Source organism: Paenibacillus sp. FSL W8-0919 (assembly GCF_038003785.1).
In the GTDB taxonomy this organism is placed as follows: domain Bacteria; phylum Bacillota; class Bacilli; order Paenibacillales; family Paenibacillaceae; genus Paenibacillus_AQ; species Paenibacillus_AQ lactis.
Genome location: NZ_JBBOPV010000001.1, coordinates 3,048,986 through 3,074,265, shown reverse-complemented (window position 1 = coordinate 3,074,265; position 25,280 = coordinate 3,048,986). Strand labels below are relative to the sequence as shown.

Annotated in this window: 25 protein-coding genes; 10 read left to right on the top strand and 15 right to left on the bottom strand. The window is 53.8% G+C overall.

What is annotated here, in order from left to right; all coding sequences use genetic code 11:
- The first annotated feature begins 202 nt into the window (after positions 1-202).
- Both NST44_RS13620 and NST44_RS13615 read left to right on the top strand, forming a co-directional pair.
- Entirely contained in the window at positions 203-1,390 is a 1,188-nt protein-coding gene (locus tag NST44_RS13620) for a putative glycoside hydrolase (RefSeq protein ID WP_340899905.1), read from the top strand.
- 344 nt (positions 1,391-1,734) lie between these two features.
- Positions 1,735-3,129: an MATE family efflux transporter gene (locus tag NST44_RS13615; protein ID WP_007127695.1), complete on the top strand. Its 1,395-nt coding sequence runs from the start codon at positions 1,735-1,737 to the stop codon at positions 3,127-3,129.
- Between the two features lie 98 nt (positions 3,130-3,227).
- Here NST44_RS13615 and pfkA read toward each other — a convergent pair whose 3' ends face one another.
- The 3 genes from pfkA to NST44_RS13600 form a co-directional block, all read right to left on the bottom strand.
- On the bottom strand, positions 3,228-4,199 hold the full coding sequence (gene pfkA / locus NST44_RS13610) for a 6-phosphofructokinase (protein ID WP_007127694.1): 972 nt from the start codon (positions 4,197-4,199) through the stop codon (positions 3,228-3,230).
- Between the two features lie 23 nt (positions 4,200-4,222).
- On the bottom strand, positions 4,223-5,305 hold the full coding sequence (locus NST44_RS13605; protein ID WP_007127693.1) for a tetraprenyl-beta-curcumene synthase family protein: 1,083 nt from the start codon (positions 5,303-5,305) through the stop codon (positions 4,223-4,225).
- A 284-nt stretch (positions 5,306-5,589) separates the two neighbouring features.
- Entirely contained in the window at positions 5,590-5,787 is a 198-nt protein-coding gene (locus tag NST44_RS13600; RefSeq protein ID WP_028405178.1) for a cold-shock protein, read from the bottom strand.
- A gap of 196 nt (positions 5,788-5,983) precedes the next feature.
- Here NST44_RS13600 and NST44_RS13595 point away from each other — a divergent pair, with 196 nt between their 5' ends.
- From NST44_RS13595 to NST44_RS13575, 5 genes are all read left to right on the top strand, one after another.
- Positions 5,984-6,217, top strand: a complete 234-nt coding sequence (locus tag NST44_RS13595) for a hypothetical protein (RefSeq protein WP_007127692.1) — start codon at positions 5,984-5,986, stop codon at positions 6,215-6,217.
- Between the two features lie 3 nt (positions 6,218-6,220).
- Positions 6,221-6,403, top strand: coding sequence for a hypothetical protein (locus NST44_RS13590; protein WP_007127691.1), 183 nt, complete (start codon positions 6,221-6,223; stop codon positions 6,401-6,403).
- Positions 6,404-6,604: 201 nt separating this feature from the next.
- Positions 6,605-8,395 carry an oligoendopeptidase F gene (pepF, locus tag NST44_RS13585; protein ID WP_007127690.1) on the top strand — a complete coding sequence of 597 codons (1,791 nt, stop codon included), beginning with the start codon at positions 6,605-6,607 and terminating at the stop codon, positions 8,393-8,395.
- 110 nt (positions 8,396-8,505) lie between these two features.
- On the top strand, positions 8,506-8,844 hold the full coding sequence (locus tag NST44_RS13580; RefSeq protein WP_007127689.1) for a LapA family protein: 339 nt from the start codon (positions 8,506-8,508) through the stop codon (positions 8,842-8,844).
- A gap of 88 nt (positions 8,845-8,932) precedes the next feature.
- Positions 8,933-9,967: a M42 family metallopeptidase gene (locus NST44_RS13575; RefSeq protein ID WP_007127688.1), complete on the top strand. Its 1,035-nt coding sequence runs from the start codon at positions 8,933-8,935 to the stop codon at positions 9,965-9,967.
- A gap of 93 nt (positions 9,968-10,060) precedes the next feature.
- Here NST44_RS13575 and NST44_RS13570 read toward each other — a convergent pair whose 3' ends face one another.
- The 7 genes from NST44_RS13570 to hemE all read right to left on the bottom strand — a co-directional run bounded on the left by NST44_RS13570 (position 10,061) and on the right by hemE (position 17,843).
- Positions 10,061-12,031, bottom strand: a complete 1,971-nt coding sequence (locus NST44_RS13570) for an ABC-F family ATP-binding cassette domain-containing protein (RefSeq protein WP_340899896.1) — start codon at positions 12,029-12,031, stop codon at positions 10,061-10,063.
- A gap of 64 nt (positions 12,032-12,095) precedes the next feature.
- Positions 12,096-12,905: a DUF92 domain-containing protein gene (locus tag NST44_RS13565; RefSeq protein ID WP_340899894.1), complete on the bottom strand. Its 810-nt coding sequence runs from the start codon at positions 12,903-12,905 to the stop codon at positions 12,096-12,098.
- A 31-nt stretch (positions 12,906-12,936) separates the two neighbouring features.
- Positions 12,937-13,560 (bottom strand): fumarylacetoacetate hydrolase family protein, encoded by a 624-nt coding sequence (locus tag NST44_RS13560; protein ID WP_007127685.1) that lies wholly within the window; start codon positions 13,558-13,560, stop codon positions 12,937-12,939.
- Between the two features lie 4 nt (positions 13,561-13,564).
- Positions 13,565-14,338 carry a glycerophosphodiester phosphodiesterase gene (locus tag NST44_RS13555; protein WP_007127684.1) on the bottom strand — a complete coding sequence of 258 codons (774 nt, stop codon included), beginning with the start codon at positions 14,336-14,338 and terminating at the stop codon, positions 13,565-13,567.
- Positions 14,339-14,367: 29 nt separating this feature from the next.
- A complete protein-coding gene (locus tag NST44_RS13550) occupies positions 14,368-15,660 on the bottom strand; it encodes a CapA family protein (RefSeq protein WP_340899889.1) in 1,293 nt (430 codons plus the stop codon).
- 147 nt (positions 15,661-15,807) lie between these two features.
- A complete protein-coding gene (gene hemH, locus NST44_RS13545) occupies positions 15,808-16,749 on the bottom strand; it encodes a ferrochelatase (protein WP_007127682.1) in 942 nt (313 codons plus the stop codon).
- Between the two features lie 35 nt (positions 16,750-16,784).
- Positions 16,785-17,843: a uroporphyrinogen decarboxylase gene (gene hemE, locus NST44_RS13540; protein WP_007127681.1), complete on the bottom strand. Its 1,059-nt coding sequence runs from the start codon at positions 17,841-17,843 to the stop codon at positions 16,785-16,787.
- Positions 17,844-18,097: 254 nt separating this feature from the next.
- Here hemE and NST44_RS13535 point away from each other — a divergent pair, with 254 nt between their 5' ends.
- Positions 18,098-19,318, top strand: a complete 1,221-nt coding sequence (locus NST44_RS13535; protein WP_445670718.1) for an MFS transporter — start codon at positions 18,098-18,100, stop codon at positions 19,316-19,318.
- A 78-nt stretch (positions 19,319-19,396) separates the two neighbouring features.
- On the opposite strand, the gene NST44_RS13530 is transcribed toward NST44_RS13535, so the two are convergent.
- Positions 19,397-20,029: an O-methyltransferase gene (locus NST44_RS13530; protein WP_007127679.1), complete on the bottom strand. Its 633-nt coding sequence runs from the start codon at positions 20,027-20,029 to the stop codon at positions 19,397-19,399.
- Positions 20,030-20,196: 167 nt separating this feature from the next.
- Between NST44_RS13530 and NST44_RS13525 the strand changes: the two genes are divergently transcribed.
- Together NST44_RS13525 and NST44_RS13520 are read left to right on the top strand one after the other, a co-directional pair.
- Positions 20,197-21,351, top strand: coding sequence for a THUMP domain-containing class I SAM-dependent RNA methyltransferase (locus NST44_RS13525; RefSeq protein ID WP_340899879.1), 1,155 nt, complete (start codon positions 20,197-20,199; stop codon positions 21,349-21,351).
- Between the two features lie 190 nt (positions 21,352-21,541).
- Positions 21,542-23,533, top strand: coding sequence for an LTA synthase family protein (locus NST44_RS13520; RefSeq protein ID WP_445670717.1), 1,992 nt, complete (start codon positions 21,542-21,544; stop codon positions 23,531-23,533).
- A 188-nt stretch (positions 23,534-23,721) separates the two neighbouring features.
- Here NST44_RS13520 and NST44_RS13515 read toward each other — a convergent pair whose 3' ends face one another.
- From NST44_RS13515 to NST44_RS13500, 4 genes are all read right to left on the bottom strand, one after another.
- Entirely contained in the window at positions 23,722-23,988 is a 267-nt protein-coding gene (locus tag NST44_RS13515; RefSeq protein ID WP_007127676.1) for a hypothetical protein, read from the bottom strand.
- Between the two features lie 125 nt (positions 23,989-24,113).
- The gene (locus NST44_RS13510; protein WP_007127675.1) at positions 24,114-24,335 is read right to left on the bottom strand and encodes a DUF1450 domain-containing protein; all 222 of its coding nucleotides are present in this window, start codon (positions 24,333-24,335) and stop codon (positions 24,114-24,116) included.
- A 27-nt stretch (positions 24,336-24,362) separates the two neighbouring features.
- Positions 24,363-24,665 (bottom strand): HesB/IscA family protein, encoded by a 303-nt coding sequence (locus tag NST44_RS13505; RefSeq protein ID WP_007127674.1) that lies wholly within the window; start codon positions 24,663-24,665, stop codon positions 24,363-24,365.
- A gap of 148 nt (positions 24,666-24,813) precedes the next feature.
- A complete protein-coding gene (locus tag NST44_RS13500) occupies positions 24,814-25,083 on the bottom strand; it encodes a hypothetical protein (protein WP_007127673.1) in 270 nt (89 codons plus the stop codon).
- Between the last annotated feature and the right edge of the window lie 197 nt (positions 25,084-25,280).

The window sequence follows — 25,280 nt, the reverse complement described above, 5'->3', positions numbered from 1 at the left end:
TGTCCTCCCTTCAATTTCCTATCGTAATTATGTCCACTTTCGGTAAATATGGAAAAGTCGTTTAAATTGCCCTTCACCCGTTTAATGAACCAATACCGCATGCTTTAACTCCATATCTTGGGCGAATGTAACAAACCTGTTCTTTTTGAAAGCTGCGGTTCCATTATAATCATGGTGAATGTAGACAAGGGAGAGAGTAATTATGAACATCATCTTGGCATTTTTCATCTTGGCTGCCGCGGGCTTTGGCGGCTCCGGCGCGCAGGAGAGCCCGCTTACAACCCAATTGCAGGCTTCCTGGAACTCCGCCGTGATTCAGAGCATGCATCAAAATCAGGGGAAGGGTCAGGGACAGAACGGCATCAAGCCGAATACGACCGAGATCGACCCGCAAGTCGACGCACCGAAAGTCAAAGGCATTTATGTAACAGCTTACAGTGCCGGCGGCTCCAGAATGACACAGCTTATTGACCTGATGGACACAACGGAGCTGAACGCCATGGTCATCGATATCAAGGACGACGAAGGCTACATAACGTACAAAACCGATAATCCGAAGCTTCAAAAGCTTGGAAAGTCCCAGCCCTTTATCAAGGATATCCATCAGCTGATGAAACGGCTGGAGAAGCATGACATTTATCCGATCGCCCGTGTCGTCGTGTTCAAGGATACGATCCTGGCCAAGAAGAATCCGGAGCTGTCCTTCCGCAAAGGAGACGGCACCGTGTGGACCAACGGCGGCGGAGACAGCTTCGTCAATCCGTACAGCAAAGAGGTATGGGATTACAATATCGAAATCGCCAAAGAAGCAGCCAAGCTCGGCTTTAAGGAGATCCAGTTCGACTATGTCCGGTTCCCGGAAGGCTTTGAGAAGCGGGCCGACACTTTGAAGTATGTGAAAACCGAGCAGTCCCGCGTCGATGTCGTATCGGATTTCGTCCAGTATGCCCGTGAAGAGCTTGCACCGCTCGGCATCCGCGTTTCCGTCGATATTTTCGGCTACGCGGCATCGGTGCCGGCAGCAGAAGGAATCGGCCAGGATTTTGTAAAGATATCGAATAATGTGGATATTATCAGCCCGATGGTATACCCGAGCCACTACACGACGGGCTGGTTCGGCGCCGAGGTGCCGGATAAGGCTCCGTACCAGACCATCAAGGGATCGATGGAGGATACCCACAAGAAACTCAAAGAGCTGGGCGACAATAAGCCGATCATCCGCCCATGGATTCAGGATTTCACGGCCAGCTGGCTGGGCAAAGGGAATTATATCAAATACGGGAAAAAACAGATTGAAGAGCAGATTCGGGCCTTGAAAGATACCGGAGTCGACGAGTATTTGCTCTGGAACGCCTCCAACCGTTATACGGAAGGCGTGAAGTATAAATAAACCTTAAGAGCCAGGCCGATCATGCGGCCGGGCTCTTTTTCATGAGACTGCTCGAACAGGGCTGCGCTCCCATGCCTGAACGGAGAGATTGAGTTATTTCGGCCGGCATATGGACGTAAATGAACCTTTCGCTCCATTTACGAATATGGAGGCTTGGCGAAGGATTCATGTCTTGACATCGGATGCTATGATGATTGTGGGACATGCACTTTCCCGGTCCGAGCCTAAAAGGATGTCATTCTTTGGTTCTTTTACTGCGCGCGGTGTGGCGCGAATCTAACGAATGGTCACCGCTCGCATTCGGACAGCGTGCAAATACTAAAGAGAGAAAGGCAATATGCAGCATGCAATCTACCACGACGATCCAGGGGAAACTGAGGCAGTTCGCCGTCATTCTCATCCCCATTCTCGTAACACAGCTGGCTTTATCCGCCATTACTTTTTTCGATACGAATATGTCCGGCAAATTCAGCTCCGTCGATCTGGCCGGCGTTGCGATCGCCACCAGCATCTGGGTTCCGGTACAGACCGGACTCAGCGGCATTCTGATGGGAATTACCCCCGTCGTCTCCCAGCTAGTCGGCGGGCGCCAGGAGAACAAGGTGGCCTATCAGGTTAACCAGGCACTGTGGCTGTCCATCTTGCTGGCCGTTATCGTGCTCGCTGCGGGATACGCCGTCGTCCCGAGCATTCTCGGAGCGATGAACCTGGAGCCTGAGGTTCGCCATGTCGCCGCGAGGTTTTTGGCCGCCATTTCGGCAGGCATTATTCCGCTGTTCGCCTATACGGTGCTCCGCTGCTTTATCGATGCCCTTGGACAAACCAAAATTTCCATGGTCATCACCCTGATTACGCTTCCGATCAACGTCGGGCTGAATGCCCTCTTTATCTATGGCTTTTGGGGCTTTCCCAGGCTTGGAGGCGTCGGGGCCGGCGTTGCATCCGCCATTACCTACTGGGCGGTGCTGGTCATTGCGATCATAACCGTCCACCGGGTGCACCCGTTTGCTGAATACGGCATCTTCCGCAGTTTCTCCAAGATTTCCTTCAGCGCTTGGAAGGGACATTTGAAGATCGGATTGCCCATTGGCTTCTCGATTTTCCTGGAAACCGCCGTGTTTGCAGCCGTAACGTTGCTGATGAGCGGCTTTGATACGGCTACGATCGCCGCGCACCAAGCAGCCTTGAACTTTGCCTCCACGCTGTACATGCTGCCGCTGAGCATCTGCATGAGCTTAACGATCCTGGTAGGCTACGAGGTCGGATCGGGTCGGATGAAGGATGCATGGCAGTACGCCAAGCTTGGGATCGGCACCGCCGTCATCCTCTCGCTGATAACGGCCGTCATTCTGCTTGTTGCCGGACGCCAGGTTGCGGGCTTGTACTCGAATGAACCTGCCGTAATCGCACTCATCCAGCAGTTTCTCCTGTATGCGATCTTCTTCCAGATCTCGGACGCCATTGCGACACCGACGCAGGGAGCGCTGCGGGGGTACAAAGATGTGAATGTGGCTTTCATCCTGGCCCTCGTCTCGTTCTGGGTGATCGGCTTGCCCGTCGGATATGTACTGGCCAATTACACGGATTGGCACGCCTTCGGCTATTGGATCGGCCTCATAACGGGCCTTGCCGCCGGTGCAGCGCTTATGCTGAGGCGCCTGGTCAAGATCCAGCGCAGATTCACCGAGCAACAGATGCCTGCTCGATCAGCCGCTTCCTCGCTTCCTCATCATCAATAGCCCGATTAAAAAAGACCGTCTTCCATTGCAGCGCTTCAGCTTCTGCAATGGAAGGCGGTCTTCTTTTGGTTGTGCATTAAAGGAAATCCGTAATTCGATTACTGCGACAGACGAAGTGCCAGATCGTACAACTCTCGATTGAATTCCTTCTTCGTATTCACGACCTTGTCAATATCGGTCAGGACGAGCTCGCCTTTGATGATGCCGCACCCTTTATCCGATTCTCCGTTGATCAGGCTGCGTACGGCGAAGTCGCCGAGACGGCTGGCAAGATTGCGGTCGAACGGCGTTGGCGCACCGCCGCGCTGAATATGTCCAAGCACGGTTACGCGGGCGTCGATGGAAGCATGACATTCCTTCAGCTTGCTGACAACGTCTTCGCCCCGGCCCACGCCTTCGGCTACAATAATGATGCTGTGGCGCTTGCCCTTCGCAAAGTTCTCTCTGAGGCGCTCTGCCACCTCATCCAGGTTAAATTCCACTTCAGGGACCAAAATAGTCTCTGCGCCGGAGGCAAGCCCTGCATGCAGCGCAATGTCGCCGCAGTGGCGTCCCATGACCTCGACGACGGATGAGCGCGCATGAGAGGACATCGTGTCGCGCAATTTGTTAACCGCATCGACAACGACGCTTACCGCGGTGTCAAAGCCGATCGTGTAGTCGGTAAAGGAAATATCGTTGTCAATCGTTCCCGGCAGACCCATCGTTTTGATGCCGAGCTTGCTCAGCTTGTTAGCGCCTTGGTAAGAGCCGTCGCCGCCGATGACAACGAGTCCGTCGATGCCGTGCTGATTCAGCACATCAGCGCCCCTCTGCTGCCCTTCCGGCGTCTTGAACTCCGCGGATCGGGCCGACCGAAGAATCGTGCCTCCCCGCTGGATGATATCCCCAACACTGCGAAGATCCATCTTGATAATATCGTTCTCGAGAAGCCCCTGGTATCCGCGCTGGATCCCGTATACCTCAAGCCCATAATACAAACCGCTGCGCACCACGGCGCGAAGCGCTGCGTTCATCCCCTGGGAATCCCCGCCGCTCGTAAGAACTGCAATTTTTTTGACTGCTGTCATAATTCTTGTTTCCTCCTTCTATGTCACTCATGCTTATGCTTGCGAATCCAACGACTGTTGACGTAGAAGAACAGCCTTGTCATCGGGCTTCTCCTCATCAGGCGTTTGGACACGGTGCGAACCAGCTGCTGCTCGCTGACTTTTGGATCGGATAAATATAACGCCAGTAATCCCTCAATGATCATCCGATGAAAAGGGGTGGAGGGAATTGCTCTGACATCCTTCCGGGCCCAATCGACAATGGAAGCAATGCGGTTCAGCATCGTATCGGCATCTTCGTAGTAGTTGCAAAAGTTCAGATCGCCGCCCAGCCTGTCTTCGTCCTGATCAATCAGGTAATCCAGCATAATGTGGAGACTGCATACATTCGGAAAATAAGAGGCATGAATTCTGGATGCATCCTCATCATCCAAAAACGGATCGGTCGCAGCCAAAAACAGCATGAATACGCCCAGCGTGGATCCCGTTGCAGCAGCAAACTCATTCCACCGCAAGTGCGGCGTATGATGGGCATGCTGGGACCACCATTCAAGCAATGCAGCCTCCCGCTGATCCGGGTGGATATGCTTGTAAACCTGCAGATCCGTGTACAGCCCGGCCAATTTCCTTATGTATGGCTTTGCTGCCTCATATCCCGACAATTGGCCGATGCAGTCCCGGCATGTCTGCACCAGTCCGGCCAGATAGCCTCCATCCTCCCTCTCGGTTCGGAGCGAGTAATAATCCGCCATCTCGTCTTCAGGCGTAACGGCATCCAGCATCGATTGATGGAGCTGCCGAAAATCCGCCGGATCCAGCGAAGTGCTGCGGTCACATAAATTATCGAGATAATCGCTGATCGTCTGGTAAGCAACAATCAACGGGATGAGTATATGCTTCTCTGGCAAATTGGCGGCGGCATATACCGCGCCTCCCTGGCAGTGGAATCTTTTGGTCTCTATACTGGCCAACGCCTGCTTCCGAAGCTCCTCATCCGGAATTTGCTCAGCCTCCCGGCGCCACTTCTCCAATTCAGCCCGCACTTCCGGGAGAATATATCGGTATACCCGGCTCATCAATCCAACCGGGCTTCGCGGAACCTTGCGGCTTAGCTCTTGATTATTCAATGAACTCTGCCTCCACATGGTTGTCTTTTTTATACCTATCCAAATCAAACCTATTATAATATGATCGGTCATTTTGCACAAATAACACACGTCATTGACGGCACGAAGGCCATGGTGTAACGCCGTTGCTTCCAGCTATCCCCAAGAAGACAATCATGTTATACCAACCATGATGGATCAGCTGTACCCGTGAACAGGCCATCCCACGCAAAAAAACACAGTTCTCAGGGAGAACTGTGCTTCATGCCTAGGTAATTCTATAAGATCTCCTCTTCGGAGTTAGCTTACAGTTTTGTTACGTTGGCTGCTTGAGGACCACGGTTACCTTCTGTAATTTCGAATTCTACCGCTTGACCTTCTTCCAAAGTTTTGAAACCTTCTTCTTGAATTGCGGAGAAGTGTACGAATACATCCTCGCCACCTTCAACGGAAATGAAGCCGTAACCTTTTTCTGCGTTAAACCATTTAACTGTACCTTTCAAATGAACAACCTCCTAAAAATACCGCCATCTATGGCGAATATCCATATTATATCCCATGTTTTCCGACAATGCAATCCGTCAAACCCCCAGATGGAGCTTTTTTGGACCGATATTTTTACGTCATCATGATTTGCTTTTGAGCCCTTGTGTGCGTTATCATTGACCCAAAAGCCTAAGTAGCGGACGGAGAATGCATATGATCAAAAAACATGAAATATACAAAAAAGACAAGTGGAACATGATGACGGTCGAGGTTCAGGGCCGCTACATTGTACTCCGCGAAATTTCCGACCAGTGGGGCGAAGAGACGCATACCTTCATGAGCCGGCCGGCCTTGATGGAATGGGCTAGGAATCGCTTCCCCAAAGAGGATTTCGAAGGACGGGAAGAGGAATGGCAGGACATCATGGCTTCCTTTAAGCAGGTGTAAACGATGGATACCACGAATATTGTCATCTTCATTATTTTGGCGTTCAGCCTTGGCGCCATCATGATCCTGAATCGTGACCGGATCCCGGCAAGGCTGCGCCGCGGAATGGCCCTGATTGCCGCCGCCTTCATTTTGTTTGCCTTTTACCTTATTGTATACACTTTTATTAATCTGGGTTCCTCATAATTTATAAGGATGAAAGAGCCGGGTACGCGGCATACTATCGCTCGAATGCGATGAATTCGAGGAGGTTGTGCCATGAAAGGTTCCAAGGCGCTTTGCATTACGCTGGTCCTCTGCCTGCTGCCTTTTGCCGCTGCCCGCTCCGAAGCCTATACTGAGGAAGCCCGGACTCCAAATAATACATATCATGCAAGGAGGATCTCTATGGAACAACTACTGAAACGCTCCGAAGTACCGAAGGAGCACCAATGGAAGCTTGAGGACATGTTCGCCGATCAACAGGCATGGGACGACAGCTTTGCCAAGCTGAAGGACCTGCTGAAGAAAACGGCCGATTATCAAGGCAAATTAAACAATGCCGCTTCAATCAAGGAATGCTTCGAGCTCGAAGACGAAATTTCCTACCATGCCGAGCGTCTGTACGTATATGCTCATATGCATCATGACGAAGATACCGCGAATCCTACATATCAGGCTTTGTCCGCCAAAGCCAAAAAGCTCAATGTTGAGGTGGGCGAATCCCTCTCCTTCATTACGCCGGAAATTCTGGCCCTCTCCGATGCGGAGCTGGATCAATTGATTGCCGATCCCCTGCTGAAGGAATATCAATTCACCCTTGTTGAAATGAAGCGGGAGAAAGCCCATGTGCTCTCCAAAACCGAAGAAGCGCTTCTGGCCCAGGTCGGAAATCTATCCTCTGCGCCGCAGACCATATTCGGCATGCTGAACAACGCTGATATGAAGTTTCCGAAAATCAAGAACGAGGACGGCAAGGAAGTGGAGCTGACCCACGGGAACTACATTCAATTCCTTGAAAGTCCGAATCGCGAAGTCCGCGAGCGTGCGTTCAAAGCCGTCTACGAAACCTACGGCAAGCAGAAGAACACCTTGGCCGCAACGCTTAATGCCAATGTGAACAAGAACATCTTCTACTCGCGTGTACGAAAGTATCCGTCCGTGCTGGAGATGGCTTTATATGGCGATAACATTCCGAAGGAAGTCTACACCAACCTGATCGATACGATCCACGAGAGCCTCCCGCTCCTGCACCGCTACATGGAGCTTCGCAAGAAGCTGCTTGGCGTGGATGAGCTGCATATGTACGATTTGTTCGCGCCGCTTGTCGAAGAGTATAAGTGGGACATTACGTACGAGGAAGCGAAGCAGATGACCAAGGAAGGACTCGCCCCGCTTGGCGAGGATTACCTGAAGAGTCTGCAGGAAGGCTATGACAACGGCTGGATCGATGTCTATGAGAACGAAAACAAGCGTACAGGCGCATACAGCTGGGGCGCTTACGGCACCCATCCTTACGTGCTGCTGAACCATAAGGATAACCTCAACAGCATGTTCACCCTTGCTCACGAAATGGGTCACGCGCTGCATTCGTATTATTCCGACAACAACTTGAAATACCGTGATGCGCAGTACACGATCTTCTTGGCTGAAGTGGCTTCCACAACGAACGAAGCGCTGCTGATGGATTACCTGCTTAAGAACGCCAAGGATCCGAAACAGAAGATGTACCTGCTCACTTATTATGCCGATCAGTTCCGGACGACCGTCTTCCGGCAAACGATGTTCGCCGAATTCGAGAAGATCGTCCATGAGCGCGCCGAGAGCGGTGAATCCTTGACGGCTCAGGATCTATCGGACATTTATTACGACCTGAACGTCAAGTACCACGGTAAAGGCATGCAGGTAGACAAGGAGATCGGAATGGAGTGGGCCCGCATCCCTCACTTCTATACCAGCTTCTATGTATACAAATACGCAACCGGCTTCTCCGCTGCAACGAGCTTCTCGAAGCAAATTCTGGAAGACGGCCAGCCTGCGGTGGATCGTTACCTCGGCTTCCTTAAGAGCGGCGGCAGCGACTATTCCATTAACATCCTGAAGAAAGCCGGCGTGGATATGTCCTCGCCGGAGCCGATTCGCGAAGCGATGAGCGTTTTCGAGGATATTATCAACCAAATGGAGCAGTTGACGAAATAACGATCAAGCACTTACCCGCGTTTCAATCGATCTCAATTGACCGGTGGAATAAAATCCCTTGCCCTTGCAGGCAAGGGATTTTATACTGTGTGAGGAAGGAGGTGTTCCCAGTGAAGATTCAATGGTCATTAATCGCTGCCCTGCTGTTTGCATTAATCACGGCTGTATTTGCCGTCATCAACGTCAATCCGGTACAGGTGAATTTGCTGTTCGGTACCGTCGACATCCCGCTAATCCTGCTGATTATTGGCTGCTCGCTGATCGGGGGATTGATCGTCGGAGCATTCGGCATCTACCGCCAATATCAGATGCAGAAGGAAATCCGTTCGCTCGCAGAGCAGCTCATCCATATCCGTGAGGTTACGGGATACACCCCTGAAATGCATGCCGCGGATCACCAGCTGGAGGAAGAGCAGAAGGAAGAATCCAAGGAAGGTCCGAAGCTCTAGATAACGGTTCCTGCCTATGGATTCACATCCTATGCTTCCATTTGTTGTTCCAAGCTCATACATACAACTCCGAGGAGGCTGTTGCTAGATGTCGATACAACCGAATGAAACCTATATCCTCAATCTGTTGAAGGAATTGCTGGATACCCCAAGTCCGACCGGATATACAGGACATATCATGAAACGAATCGAAAAGGAGGCTGCCTCCCTCTCCGTCCCGCTGGCCTGGAATGAAAAAGGCGGGGCGATCCTGTCCATCACGGGACAGGATACCAGCCGTACGGTAGGCTTGAGCGGGCATGTGGATACGCTCGGCGCCATGGTTCGCGCCATCAAATCCGAAGGCACGCTGAGGCTCACTTCCGTCGGCGGTTATATGATGAACAGCATTGAGAACGAATACTGCGTCATTCACACCCGCAGCGGTAAGAAATATACGGGGACCATCCTGTCCACGCACCCATCGGTGCATGTCTACAGCGATGCCCGCGAGTTCAAACGCGAGGAAGCCAATATGGAAGTCCGAATCGATGAATGGGTTGAGTCTGCGGATGATGTGAAGAAGCTCGGCATCGGCGTCGGCGATTTCGTATCCTTCGACGCCCGTGCGGTCATTACGCCAAGCGGCTTTATCAAATCCCGGCATCTTGACGACAAGGCAAGCGTTGCTGCGCTGTTCGGCCTTCTGGAGAGCATGAAACGCGAGAATTGGAAGCCGAAATACAATGTTAAAGTACTGATCTCGAACTACGAGGAGGTCGGACACGGCGCAGCTTACATTCCTTCGGACATCAAGGAGCTCATCGCCGTGGATATGGGCTGTATCGGCGATGATTTAAGCTGCAAGGAAACCGACGTTTCGATCTGCGCCAAGGATTCCTCCGGTCCATACGATTATGAAATGACAAGCCGTCTGATCCAGCTGGCCGAACAGGAAGGCATTGCATATGCCGTTGACGTGTACCCTCATTACGGCTCGGATGCATCGGCCGCGCTCGGCGCAGGCAGCAACATCAAAGCAGCACTCATCGGACCGGGCGTTCACGCATCCCATGCGATGGAAAGAACGCATAAACAGGCCGTTTTAAATACGGTGAAGCTGCTTGCCGCTTATGTCAAATAATCAAGATGTAAAGAAATAAGCTCCGAACCGGTAAAAAGGGACGCCCGCTACGGCCATTGGCCGACGGGCGTCCCTTTTTCTTCGAACGGCGAGTTACGACTTCTTGCTCTGCTCTATCTTCTCCGCCAGCTCGTTCAAATACGTCCAGCGCTCCATCAGCCGCTCCAGCTCCTGCTCGCATGCCTCCTGTGCCTGAAGCAGCTCCTGGAGCCTCGCAGCATCGCTTCCGGCAGCCTCCATCTCGGTCTGGACGGCGGCGAGCTTATTCTCGGCTGCCTCGATCAAACCATCGATCTGTTCAAACTCCCGCTGCTCGTTGTAGCTGAACCTGAGCTTTTCACGAGGCGCTTCCTTCGCCGGGCTGCCGTTTCCGCTGCCTGCCGCCCTCCCTTCCCCCGATGGGCTTCCTGCTGCTCCTGTACCGGCGCTATCTCGGCTTCCTGATGCTCCGGAAGCTTCCCCACCATTGCGCAGCATCCATTCCGCATACTCGCTGTATGAGCCTACGTGCACACGCACACGTCCTTGGCCTTCGAAAGCCATGATTTTATCGACGGTACGGTCCAAGAAGAAACGATCGTGAGACACGACGATAACAACCCCGGGGAACTCATCCAAGTACTGTTCCAGGACCGACAGCGTCTGGATGTCCAGATCATTCGTCGGTTCGTCGAGCAGCAGCACATTCGGAGCGCTCATCAGCACCCGCAGCAAATATAATCTGCGTTTCTCGCCGCCCGACAGCCTTGCAATCGGCGTCCACTGCATCGCCGGAGGGAACAGGAAGCGCTCAAGCATCTGGGCTGCCGTAATCGCAGAGCCGTCTGCTGTCCGGACGACCTCCGCCTCATCTTTAATATATTCGATCACCCGCTGGCTTCCGTCCATCTCCTGATGCTCCTGGGTGAAATAACCGAGCTTCACCGTCGGACCCATCACGATCTTCCCGGAATCCGGCTCAAGCCGGCCTGCGATGAGATTCAGCAGGGTCGATTTGCCGCTGCCGTTAGGACCGACGATCCCGATCCGGTCCTCAGGAACGGCAATATAGGACAGATCGTCAATAAGAACCTTGTCGCCGACCGTTTTCCGAAGCCCTTCGATCTCCAAAATCTTGCGCCCGAGCCGCGTCGAGGCAACCGAGACGTCCAGCTCGCCCGAGCTGTGGACCGGCTCCTGCTCCTTGAGCTTCTCAAACCGCTCAATTCTCGCCTTCTGCTTCGTCGTCCGGGCCTTCGCGCCGCGGCGGATCCAGGCAAGCTCATTTCGAAGCAAGTTTTGCCGCTTCTGCTCGGATGCCGCTTCCCGCTCTTCCCGCTCTGCCTTCAATTCAAGAAACCGGCTGTAGTTGGCCTCGTACCGGAATAGGCGCCCGTGGTCCAGCTCCAGCATCACGTTGGCCACGCGGTCAAGGAAGTACCGGTCATGCGTAATCATGAGGAGCGCGCCCCGGCGTTTTTGCAAATACTGCTCCAGCCAGGCTACCGATTCATTATCGATATGGTTGGTGGGCTCGTCCAAGATGAGCAAATCCGAGGGCTGAATCAATGCGGCGGCCAAAGCGACCCGCTTCCGCTGCCCGCCGGACAGCGTCCCCATCTTGGCATCATAATTCCGGATTCCGAGTTTGGACAGAATGATCTTGGCGTCGCTCTCCAGCTGCCAGGCCTGAAGATTGTCCATCTGCTGGCTCAGCTTCAGCAGCTTCTGCTGAAGCGCCTCATCATGCGGGTGGAGCTCCAGCAGCTCCATCGTTTCCGTATATTCCCGGATCGCCTTCATCTCCGGCAGCTCGCCTTCAAATACTTGCTGCAGCACCGTGTTATCGGGAGCAAATTCCGGATTTTGGGAAAGATAGCGCACCCGAATGCGTCCGCCGATCGATATTTTACCCGAATCCGGCGGCTCCAGGCCGGCGATAACCCGCAGAAAGGTGGACTTTCCCGTGCCGTTTACGCCAATGATGCCGATCTTATCCCCATCCTCCATACCGAAGGAGGCATCCTGAAACAGGATTTTCTCTCCATAGCTCTTCGTCAACTGTTCAACGGTCAAGATATTCATTCTTCTGATCCCTACTTCTGTATATAAATTTCGGTGTTCGCTTCGCTCTTTAGCCGTCAGTAATTCAATAAATCGTAAATAGAAGCGCCGTCCCGTAAGCCGCGGCCCCTCCGAGCAGCGAGCTGATCAGGTTAACCGCATCATTGGAAAGCCAGCGGAAGCCCCGATGATAGACGGTTGCCTTGCCGCAATGCCGGGAGACCTCAACCGCTCTGCCGCAAACTTGGCAGCGGTACATAACTTGAAGAGATGCTCCTAGGATCGAATCCGCAAACGCACCGACCAGCCCTCCGGTCAGTCCTGCCGCCAGGTAAGGCAGAAAGGAGGGATCCATCCCGCTCCATTCAGCCAGCAGCCACCCTCCGGCTCCGATCTGCAGGCTTCCCGCCCCGGCCGCACTGGATCCGAGCCAGGTTATGCCGCCAGATTCGCCGGCTGTCAGCTTCCTGCCGCCAAGAATGGAGCGGGGCTGCTTGCGGCTTAGACTTCCCAGCTCCGTTGCCCACGTATCCGCCGTTACCGTTGCCATGACGCCGATGTACAGCATCACCCAAAGCTCGGAGGGTTGAATAGCATGCAGCAGGCACAGGATCATGCCGATGCCCCCATTGGCGAACACCTGCCCCGCATCGCGGCGTCCGGTCTTCGCATAGGATTTCTCCAGCTCTGCCTTCCTTCTCTTTCCGTACCTCGTCAACAGCGTCGAGGTGATGAAAAAAAGAAGCAGGGTCCCGAACCAAAACAAGTTCCCCGCTCCGTAATAAATCGTACCCATCAGAATCGCGGCGGCCGCGCCGGATTCCGAGAGCGATCGTCTCCGGTAAGCCGCTGCGGCCACCATCGCCGCACAGACGGCCCCGATCAACCAATCCATTCTAGGACCCCTCCACCCTATCGCGTAATGCTTAACCGATTTCGCAGCGGCCCAGACGGACATCGCCCCAATACAGCTCGAATACATCGCCGGATACGGCCGGACCGACACCCGCCGGCGTTCCCGTAAAGATCAAATCTCCTTTGCCCAAGCCGTAATGCTTACCGATATAGTCGATAATCGTCTGAAGGGAGAAAATCATATCCTTCACATTCCCCCGCTGTACCTCTTCCCCGTTCTTGATAACCGTAAAGTCCGTATCCGCCAGCGACTCCGTGCCGGGAAAGGCGATGGATGCTGTCAGCGGAGCGGACGATTTGAAGGCTTTCGCCGCGGTCCAAGGGTGTCCCTTTTCTTTAATAACGGACTGCACGTCCCTTAGCGTAAAATCAATGCCGAGCGCCATCGTATCGACCAGCTCGTCAACGCTCATCCCCGGCTCGTAATCCCGGGCTGCCTGGATGACCAGCTCCCCTTCGAAATGAAGGCTGCCCCGGTCCAGCGGCAGCTGCAGCACGCTGCCGTCCAAAGGAACGACAGCATGGGAAGGCTTGAGGAATATCATCGGCTCCTCCGGAACGGCATTGCCGAGCTCTGCCGCATGCAGCTGATAATTGCGTCCGACACAATATACGTTACTCACTAATGCACACATGGTATTAGAACCTCCATTTTCGTCGCCAGAACGGAACTTTGGGCGCGATTTTCTGAATAAAAATCTGCCCCCACGTATCGGGGCGGTTCGTACAGATCATAATGTCCGGGCTCATCTTGGCCAGTGTCCGCATGCTCTTGGCATCATCCACGGTCCAGGCCATCGGCGTGATCCCGTTCCGCACCAGCTCGGCTGCAAAGGCCGCATCCAGATGGGAGTATCCGATTGATAAAAACGAACATTTCATTTGCTTAAGCCGGGATATCAAATTCCGGGGATGCGCATCGATAATAAGTCCGGTTCGAACTTCAGGCTCCAATTCCTTCGCTTTGATGAGCGCCTTCGGCTCAAAGGAGGTAAGCACCACATCCGGCAGCATATGGTGTGCGCGAATCCGCTCCAGAACGGCCTCCTCCAAGCCCGGGTACATATCGCCGCTTGTCTTGAGTTCAATGTTCAGCTTCAGCCGTCCCTTGACCATCTGCAGCACTTCGTCCAGCGAAGGAACCTGCTCTCCCTTGAACTGGCGTCCTTTCCACTGGCCTGCATCCATTCTCCGAATTTCCTGCCAGGTCAGGTCCTTTACCTTCCCGCGCCCGGTTGTGGTCCGATCCACGCTGAAATCGTGGATGACGACGGGAACGCCGTCCCGGGTCAGCTGCACGTCGATTTCCATCCAATGCACGAATGGCTCATCCATCGCCATCTGAATGGCCGCGCGCGTATTTTCGGGAGCTTTGCCGGAGAAGCCGCGATGGGCCACGCATAAATTGTTCATGATGGCACCTCCTTGGTGTAACTGGTAGCTTAGATTTCCTTGGCCGTTCCCGGGATTACCTCCCCTTGAGGCGTAACGGTAACGCCGCCGATCGATCGGGACTGGACTTCCTTCAGCACGGCCTCTGCCTCCTTGCCTTCGAGCGGAATGACCTGTCCGATTTCCGTCCGGTATGGCGTCAGCTTGATGTCACATGCACCCTGCTTGTTGCAGGAAGCTTGAAAGACCGCGGTCTTCCACGTATCGGCATTGGAGGATTTGGTAAAAATAAAATTGCCCGTGCTGTACGCAATCCATTTTCCTTTATATTGCTCCAGTCCCTGCAGCACATGCGGGTGTCCGCCGATGATCAGGTCTGCGCCGGCTTCGATGAAGGCGCGGGACAGATTGATCTGGTTCGCATCCGGCGTCTTATGCAACTCCTGACCCCAATGCGGAATCACGATGACGAGATCGGCCTTCTGCCTTGCCGCGGCGATAGCTTCAACCGCTTTCGGCAAAACATGATCATAAGCACCGGCGACCCCGGGCCGGTTCTCCAGCGCATACCAAGTCGTTTCGGGCAGCACGCGGCTGAAGCCGAGAAGTGCCACCGTCATTCCTTTGAGCTCGAAATACTGTGCCGCAAAGGCCTCTTTTTCATTCCTGCCGGCCCCTACGTAGCGTATCTTGTGATCGTCCAGGTGCTTGAGCGTATCGAGCAGCCCATCCTGACCCTGGTCCAGGATGTGGTTATTGGCCAGATTTACGGCCTCGACCCCGGCAGCCCGCAGCGCAGGCAGCACATCCGGCGATGACTTGAACACGAATTGTTTATTCGCGGCGGCTACACCTCGCGTTGTCACCGGAGTCTCCAGGTTTAAGACGGTCAGATCATCGTCCAGAAACGCCGTGCCGAGATGCCGGTACGGATAATCATAGCCATGCTGCTTAAGGGCGTTCTCCACTTTGCCCGAGAATAAACTATCCCCGGCAAAATGCAGAACGACCCGCTCCTCCTCGCCGGAATCCCGCACTTTCTCTATTTCAGCAACCGGAATCTCCAAATCGGGATCTTCCAATTCGCCGGTATCGAACGAGCCGGAGCCAGCGCCCTTCCCGGATCCCGGGTCCGCTTCCCTGCCGCCTTCCATGCCGATGCCCGCCTGATCCGGATAGGCCGTTCCCCCGGCCGGGTCGTGCTGCTTAAACTTAAAATAATAGATCAGCAGAGCAGCGATCATCATAATCAGGCAAAGGTTAAGGATTAACCATACCTGTCCGCTCCGCTGCTTACGGGCCTTCTTCTTGGCCTTGCTTTTCTCCGATCGTGACAGATGCATAGGGCACTCCTTCATTCACTGATGAGATCTTCGCATTAGGTCGCTTCTCCCATTATACCAGCATCCCTATAAAGAATAGAACCCCCCGGTTAACGGGGGGTTCTGCCTTGACATGATCCGGTTCGTATAAACGCTAGGCGTGTGGGGTTACAGCTTCAGAAGGGTAATGATGGAATCGCTGAGCGCCTCCATATACAGCGGATCACTGTTCAACGAGTCGATCCGCTCAAGCCGCATATCCATTTCTTTGGCGATGCTCTTCGCCTCAATATCCAGGTCATAAAGCACCTCGAGATGGTCCGAGACGAAGCCGACAGGAGCGACAAGCACATCCTCGACCTGCTCCTCTTTATTCAGCGTCTGGAGCGTATCCAGAATGTCCGGGCCTAGCCACGGCTCCGCCGTCCGTCCCGCGCTTTGCCAAGTGAACTGCCAATGCTTCACGCCGGCCTTCTCCGCTACAGCCTTCGATGTCTCCAGCAATTGATCCTGGTAAGGATCGCCCATGGAGAGAATCCGTTCCGGAAGGCTGTGAGCGCTAAACAGTACGCGCACGCTATCCCGGTTCGCTCCAGCTTCCTCGAACTGGTTCAGCTTCGCCGATACCCGGTCCGCAAATGCCTCGATCAGCTTCGGATGCAGATGATAGCTTTCCACGAACGAAATGTCGAGTCCAAGCTCGTCGGCTTTCGCCTTCGCCCGCTTCACGTAAGAGCCGATGCTCATCGTAGAATAATGGGGCGCAAGGACGATTCCGACCGCTTTCGTAATCCCGTCCTTCACCATCTTCTCCACGCCGTCTTCAATATACGGAGCGGCATGCTTCAGTCCCTGATAGCAAACGAATTCGACATCCGTCGCGCGGGGATCCACGTTCAGCGTGTCCTGCAGCGTACGAACCTGCCGGTCGGTATTCTCGCGGAGCGGGAACACGCCTCCCACGATGGCCTCATAGCGTTCCGTCAGCTCGCGCAGCTGCTCCTCGGAAGGCTTATTTCCCCGGCGGATATGGGTATAATAGCTTTCGATTCCTTCCATGCTTTCCGGCGTTCCGTAGGACATGACCAACACGCCAATTTTATTCTTCATAACCTTCTCACCTCTAGCTATTAAGTATTCGTTCTCTAAGCTCGCTGTGCGGCGGTCTTTAATGCCTGCGCCGAGTATTCATGGATGTAGGAGGTCAGCTCGCGCAGCTTCTCCAGCGATGCTTCCGGAAACAGTCCATGCCCCAGGTTAAACACAAAGCCGGGCTCTTGAATCCCTTGATCGATAATTTCTTTCGCATACTGCTGAATCAGCGGCATCGGACCTGTGAGCACGGTCGGATCGAGGTTGCCTTGAACGGCATATTTACCGCCCAAGCGGCGGCGCCCTTCGCTAATGGACACTCTCCAGTCGAGGCCGATGACGTCGGCCCGGAGTTCCGTCAGGGTCGGCAGCAGCTCTCCGGAGCTGACGCCCGGAAAATAAATTTTAGGCACGTTCAAATCCGCCAGCTCCGCAAAAATCCGTTCGATCGTCGGCAGGACGAAGGTGCGGAAATCCTGAGGAGACAGCGCGCCGACCCAGCTGTCGAACAGCTGGAACGCCTTGCCGCCATTGCTCACATGCGCTCTCAGATAAGCGATGACCATATCGCCGAGCTTGTCCATCAAGGAGAACCATACCTTCGGCTCGCTGTACATGAGCTCTTTCGTCCGCAGATAATTTTTCGAAGGTCTTCCTTCGATCAAATAGCTGGCAATCGTAAACGGTGCGCCCGCAAACGTAATGAGCGGCACCTCCAGCTCTTTGTCCAAAATTCGGATCGTTTCCAGCACATGTCCGAGATCGCCCTCCACGTCAATCGGGCGGAGCTTCTCGACATCGGCTGCAGTGCGTATCGGTTGATCGATAACGGGCCCGATATTTTTCACAATATCGAAGTCGACCCCGATCGAAGCAACCGGATTCATGATGTCGGAATATAGAATCGCCGCATCGACACCGAGCTTCCGTACCGGCATCAGCGTCACTTCAGCCGCAAGCTCGGGCTGGCTGCAAATTTCCAGAAGGGAGTATTTTTCTTTAATCTTTCGGTACTCCGGGTCATAGCGCCCGGCCTGCCGCATGTACCATACAGGAACATGGCTGATATCCTGCTTGCGGCATGCGCGGATAAATTGATCGTTGTAGGTCATGATTAGGCCCCCATCAATAGTTCATCATAGTTCATCAATGTGTATAAAGTTTCCTAATGTTCATTATGCCCTTTTTAAAAGTAAGTAACAACCGTCTTACATGGACATCCTATGAAAATCAGATGACAATCTTATGACATTGTCAACATTTGGCGCTTTTCAGATGTGTTATACTGAAAGAACGGCATTTTTTAGGGTATGCATAATTTGAGGGCCCGGATCACTTCGGGCTGGACAGCTTAGAAAGGAAGTGAGTGAGCACATTGAACCGTTGGAAAATCAATCTCATTGTGCTTTGGTTCGGGCAGTTTTTGGTCAACTCCGGGATGACGATGATCACCCCGTTCCTGACACTGTATTTGGCGCAGGACCTCCATGTCACGGGGGAACGGGAAATTGGAGTATGGGCAGGACTCATATTCGCAGCCAACTTCCTGACCTCATTTATTTTTCAACCGATCTGGGGGAAGGTGGCCGACAAGTACGGCCGCAAGCTGATGCTGCTTCGTTCGGGGTTCGGCATGGCGATCGTTATCGGCTGTATGGGATTTGCCACCCATCCATGGCATCTGCTTGCCTTGCGTCTGCTGAACGGGACGATTTCCGGCTTCAACCCGGCGGCGATATCGCTTGTATCGGGCACCACGCCGAAGAACCGGATGGGCTTTGCCATGGGCATCATGCAATCCGGACAAGTTGCCGGAACGATCCTTGGCCCCTTGATCGGCGGCGTCATGGCCAACTGGGTCGGATACCGTCCGATCTTCTTCATTACGGGCGGTCTGATATTTGCCGCTTCGCTGCTTGCCTTGTTTCTGGTTAAGGAAAAATTCGACCGGGAGCAAGCCGCTCACACGCCTCAGGTCTCGGTTATCGGCGGCCTGAAGGAGCTCAGCCATATTCCGCAGCTTCCGTCACTGTTCGCCGTTACGTTTCTGCTGCAGTTCGCAATGATCAGTCCGATGTCGCTCTTGCCACTGTACGTCCAGAAGCTTCACGGCACGGCCGAGGATATCGCGATATGGGCCGGCTTCGTCGTTGCGGTAACCGGTCTCTCCAACATGATCGCCTCACCGATCCTCGGAAGGCTAAGCGACAAGGTCGGTGCACATCGGATATTGACGTACGCCTTGATCGGCACCGGGCTCACCTTGATCCCGCAGGCATTCGTACAGTCCGTGTGGCAGCTGATCCTGGTGCGGTTCATGATGGGCGTCTTTATGGGCGGACTCCTGCCGAGCGTCAATGCGCTGATCCGCTCGTACACGCCGGACGGTATGGAGAGCCGTTCATTCGGCTTCAACACAAGCTCGCTCGCGCTCGGCAATATGCTGGGCGCCGTCATCGGCGGTTTTTTAGCCGGGTTTATCGGGATCGAGGGATTGTTCATCACCTCCGGCTGCCTGCTGATCATCAATATGCTGTGGGTAAGAAGGAAGCTGTTTGCGAGCAAGCCTGCTCCGAAATTCCGGTAGCGGCACACATAAGAACCCATACACAAAAAGGGAGATCCCGGCGGCCTACGTCCGGGATCTCCCTTTTTGTGGGTACATTCACTTTACTCGTGCCAGAATCAGCCCGTCGTAAGCAGGGAGCAGCGTGCTCACAAGCCGGTCATCCGTCGCGATTCGTTCATTAAACCGGCGTACGGCCTGCACCGATGGACCGTTCTTATCCGAATTCAGCGTTCTTCCGCGCAGGAAGCAGTTATCTCCTGCGATCAGCGCTCCCGGATTCGCCAGCTCGATGGCATAATCCAGGTACAGCGGGTAATTCTCTTTATCGGCATCGATGAAGAAAAAATCAAACGTCTTCCCTTCCCGCTTCAGCTCGGCCAGACTGTCCGCCGCAGGACCGATTCGGTATTCCACCCGATCCTTAAAGCCCGCCTTCTCCAGATGGCGGCCGGCCAGCTGCGCATACTCCTCCTTCAATTCGAGCGAGGTGAGCTTGCCATCAGCCGGAAGACCCCGGCAGAGGCAGATGCCGCTGTAGCCGCCGAGGGCGCCGATCTCCAGTATGCTGCGCGCGCCTGAAGTCTGCACGAGCAGTGTCAGCAGCCTGCCGTAAGCGGGTGCTACGGATACCTCGGGCATCCCATTTTCCCTAATGGCTTGCAGTACCTGCTTGAGCTCGTCATCTTCGGGATATAATTGATTAACATAATCGTCAGGGGTCGTCAGCAAGTGATGCCGCCTCCTTTGGTTCAGGCTTTAAGCCTTAAAATGATCCGTTAAACCTAACGAGGTCTATCATAAGACAATTGTCTTGGCGAATGCAATCGCCTATACTATAAAGATTGAACCGGCGGCGTGAAGCGCCGTACACATGTTAAATGGAGTTGACACCGTTAATGCCTCGATTACAATTGATCGCAACCGCCCCTATGGGCCTTGAAGCTATTGTCGCCCGGGAATTGAAGGAGCTCGGATATACCGATATGGAAGTAGAGAACGGAAGAGTGACCTTCTCCGGCGACCTGATCGATATTTGCCGCTGCAATCTGTGGCTCCGGACATCCGACCGCATTTTGGTGAAAATGGGCGAATTCAAAGCGATGACCTTTGACGAGCTCTTTGAGGGGACCAAAGCGCTCCCTTGGGAGCAGTGGATTCCCGCGCGCGGGGAATTCCCGGTCGAAGGACGCTCCCATAAATCCCAGCTGAGCAGCGTTCCGGCCTGCCAAGGGATCGTCAAGAAGGCGATCGTGGAGAAGCTAAAGCTGTCGCATCGTACCGAGTGGTTTCCCGAAGACGGTCCCCGGTACGTCATCGAAGTGTCGCTGCTGAAAGACCGAGCTTTATTAACGCTCGATACGACGGGACCGGCTCTGCATAAACGCGGATACCGCAAGCTCGTGACCGAGGCGCCCCTGAAGGAAACGATGGCGTCCGCCCTCCTGCAGATCAGCCGCTGGGGTCCCCACCGTCCGCTGTATGATCCGTGCTGCGGCTCCGGTACCATATTGATTGAAGCCGCTATGCAGGCTTGGAATATCGCGCCGGGTCTGCGCCGCTCATTCCCTTCCGAGCACTGGGATATCATCGGGGATAAGCTGTGGGAGGAGGCGCGAGAAGAAGCGTTCGATGCCATAACCGACGACATCCCGCTTCACATCGCGGGAAGCGATATCGATCCGAAGGCGATCGAAGTGGCCAAGGCGGCAGCCAAAAGCGCCGGGCTTGCCGGCGAGATCGACTTTAAGATTCTCCCTGCCGCCAAAGCGCTGCCTGAAGGAGAATTCGGCTGCATCATCACGAACCCTCCGTATGGCGAGCGCTTGAGCGATAAGCCGGAAGTAGAGCGGCTGATCCGCCAATTGGGCACGATGACCGGGGCGCTGCCGACATGGTCCTTCTTCGCGCTCAGCCCGACCAAGCAGTTCGAGCATTATTTCGGCCGCAAGGCGGACAAGCGGCGCAAGCTGTATAACGGCCGGATCGAATGCCAGTACTATCAGTACTTAGGCCCGTTACCTCCGCGTAAGCCTGCGCCTGAACAATCGTAAAGCTGGAGCAAGGCTTTATATCACGCCTATCACGCCAGAGCCGCCTGCAGGGCGGCTTTTTGCTCTTTCGAGAGCTTGCATCCTCTTGGGGGACATATGAGTTTGCGCCTCATTTATGTTATAAATGTAATCATCGATAACACCGGCTCGAATCGGGGAACTCCCGATGATAGAAGGAGGGAATCTAACATTGCTATCATTTCACGCCAGGCGTGGCCTGCGAAGTCGGGTCGCCCGTATTTTACACTACAGATACACGGCATTTTGGATCTTTCTCATACTCATGATGTACAAGCTGGTTCTGTTCGACGACAGGCTCCGGCTGACCCAGATCAAGCTCGATCAGGCGGACTATGTCATTGCTGTCGGCTCGCTGCTTCTCGTCTCGTTCTGGACCCTGTGGCTTCCCCCTAAGGCAAGGCTCGTCTCCTTGACGCTGTTAAACATGCTGTGGACCGGCATCCTCTATGCAGACCTCGTATACTACCGCTATTTCGACGATTTCATAACGGTGCCGGTGCTGCTTCAAGCCGGCCAGGTCAGCTCGCTGGGCGACAGCATCCGGTCCCTGACAGACGCGGGAGATCTGTTCTTTATAATCGATTGGCTGGTCATGATCCCGTTCACTGTCACCATGCTGCTGCGTAAAAATGGATCCGGTGCGGCACGCGGACTATCGTTTGCAGGGGAGCTTCGGCAGGAGCGAAGAAGAAGGCTTATCCTTCGTCTCGTATCCGGGTCGCTCGCTCTTATCCTGGGTCTTGGCATGACCTTGCTTCCCATTAAACGGGCGTCGGATACGTGGGCGGTCGGCCTCTTCGAAGGCAACTGGTGGAATATTACGCTGTATAACGTTACCGGATTGATCGGCTTTCATGGCTATGATCTGTATCGCTACAGCCGGGATCATGTCATCAGCCAGCCGAAGCTCGCCGGGACGGAGATCGAGCGGATTCGGGAATGGTTTGAGGCCAGGAGGTCCACCCAGCCGAATGCAGGCGGGTTGTTCGGGAAGTATAAAGACAGCAATGTCATCATGGTTCAAACGGAGGCCTTGATGAACTTCGTGATCGGACAATCCGTGAACGGTCAGGAAATTACGCCGAATCTCAATAAACTGATGAAGGAGAGTTTATATTTCAGCAATTTTTATCATCAGACCGGACAGGGACGGACCTCCGACGCCGACTTCGTCACGCACAGCTCGCTGCTGCCGCTGCCGACCGGCTCCGTATTTACCCGCTACGCGGACCGGGATTTCGATACCCTTCCGGAAATATTGAAGGACCAGGGCTATTCCGCCAACGTCTTTCACTCCTATGATGCAAGCTTCTGGAACCGGACGACGATGTACCGCGAGATGAAATACGACCATTTTTACAGCAAGAAAGATTTCGTGATGAACGATGTGCTGGGCTGGTCCCTGAGCGATAAAGCCTTATTCGACCAGTCGCTCGATTATATGAAAAATATCAAGCAGCCGTTCTATTCGTTTCTTATCACCCTGTCAAGCCATCATCCATATCATCTCCCCGAAGCGGAACGCAAGCTGGACATCGGCGGCCTCGAGGGATCGATGCTGGGGGATTATCTTCAGTCGGTTCATTACGTTGACGCTGCGTTCGGCGAGCTCGTCGAGCAGATGAAGGAGCAGGGGCTGTGGGATAACACCATCCTGTTAATCTATGGGGACCATGACAACTCCATTAAGGAAAAAGAGGACTACGAGAAATTTTTGGGACGCGAGCTAAGTCCGCTCGATATGGAGCAGATCATGAATCAAGTACCGCTCCTCATTCATTTGCCGGACGGCGGCAGTGCGGGCGTGTATCCGGAACCCTCCGGCATGATGAATGTTGCGCCTTCGATTCTCCACCTGCTTGGGATAGCGGCAGATCCTTATTGGATCGGCGGGCATCTATTCGGAGACGAGGAGCGGCTGATTCCGCTGCGCACCGGGGCATTTTCCGACGGGAAGGTGTTCTATCTGCCATCCGAGGCCGCCGGACTTCAGGGCGGCACCTGCTATGATCTGGCTAGCCGTCAGCCGACCGATATTCAGGCCTGCGGCCAGGGATATGAGGAAACGCAGGAAATGCTGCAGGTGTCGGATCAGGTGATCATGTATGATTTGCTCCGTCAATTTAAAGCTTCGAGTTCTTCTGCAATCTCAAAACCTTGATCAATAGCTCCTGTTCGTCCATTTGGGCAGCCAAGTGGATACAGGGGCTTTATTTTGCGGAAAATGACCTGGATGTCGGCCGATCAGGTGCGCATCGATAAACGGGCCGGATGATTGGGCCGCACACTACAAAAAAGCCCGCTATAGAGCTTTAATGCTCGAATAGCGGGCTTGCACAGGATTCATACCTATTTCTTGCTTGAACGAAGCTTGGACAGACGTTCCTTCTCCTCGCCTAACAGCTCTTCCGCCAATTCTACGGCGTTCGGACTTCCCTGCTCCATCACCTGAGAAACCGCCCGCTCCGTGTGGGAGAGGGAATTCTCAGCCTGCCGGATCAGCTGCTCCGTAGGATGCGACATTGCCGAGGATACGGCACGGTGCAGCTTTTCTACGGAATCCAGAGCGCTATTGCTGGGATTGTTGGAATGAAGACTGGAATCGTGGCTGTTCATGTTGGTTGCTCCCTTCTGAAGTTCAGGTTCCTGTTGCCTTCTTAGCATGGATGGACAAGGCAGGAACTATACCCTTCATAAGGGAATTGTCAGGGTATAGCCGTTAAATTATGCTCGCCTGGAATCTACTTGACGAACGGCTGCGCCTTGGCGAGCACTTCATCCTCCGTCGGCGCGCTGACATATCGGCCGTTGATATAAATGAATGCACGTTTGCCGCACGGTCCGCAGTAAGATTTGCATCCAATTTTGATCTCGGCGTCAGGCGCCATTTTCTTGATTTTCGGGATAAGGGTCTTCAGTCTCGTATGCTTGCATTTCTCGCAGACTCTTATATCATTTGCCATGTTTCATACCTTCTTTACTGCAGCAACCTAGTGGTCGCCGTGATTGCCTTTGGACGGATTCGTGATTTCGAAGCCTTCCTGTGGAAAGTAGAGATAATCAATCTTGACGCCATCAAGGAACGGCTGCCCCTTTTCCAGAATCACATCAATCTCTTTATCGGTCGCAACCACTTCGTCGTTCTCCTTCGGCGTATCGAAATCAAGCCCGTAGTGGGCATGATCGCCGTGCGCATGGGTCACGATAACCCGAAGCAGCTTTCCTGCATTCTCTTCCTTCGCCATTTCACGCTTTATAACCTTGGCCGCATTGCGGGTGATTTTACATTTCACTATTCGTTCATCTCCTCTAAGATGATGCATTCAATAGTTTATTGTAGACCATAGTGAGGAATATGCGCAAGAGCAGGGTAATGAGGCAATTCCCTCCCGTACGGTAGAACCAGGCCATTTCCTCTGGATATGCAAAGCTTAAGCAGCCTTATTTCACCGTTCGCCGCTGCTTGTCCTGCAGCAATTGGGGATACTTTCGTTCGACGCGCGAAACGAACCAGTTCATCAGCAGCATCGTAAAGCCGATATCGTCGATCGGCAGCAGAGGCATCAGATCCGGGAGCACCCAGTAGAGTATGACCGGAACCAGAAACAAGAGCTTGTCCGGCAGTGAAACCTCGGAGGAGGCGATATAACCGAAAATACGCTGAAATACATGCGACCAGCGCCGCAGCGACCATAATCTTCTCCATTTCATGATGCTATCCCTCCATTCGAGCCGCAGTTATGATTATCATTACCCAATCTTCAAATTACAGCCTTCCGGTCTATAAGACGGTTTATTCTATACAATGTTCCTCAGCCTTCCGTTTGGCCGGGTCTTAAGCCATAAGCCGTGGCGAAAAATAACAAGACCGCTGCAGGAGATTCCATGCAGCGGCTGCTCCTAAAGGA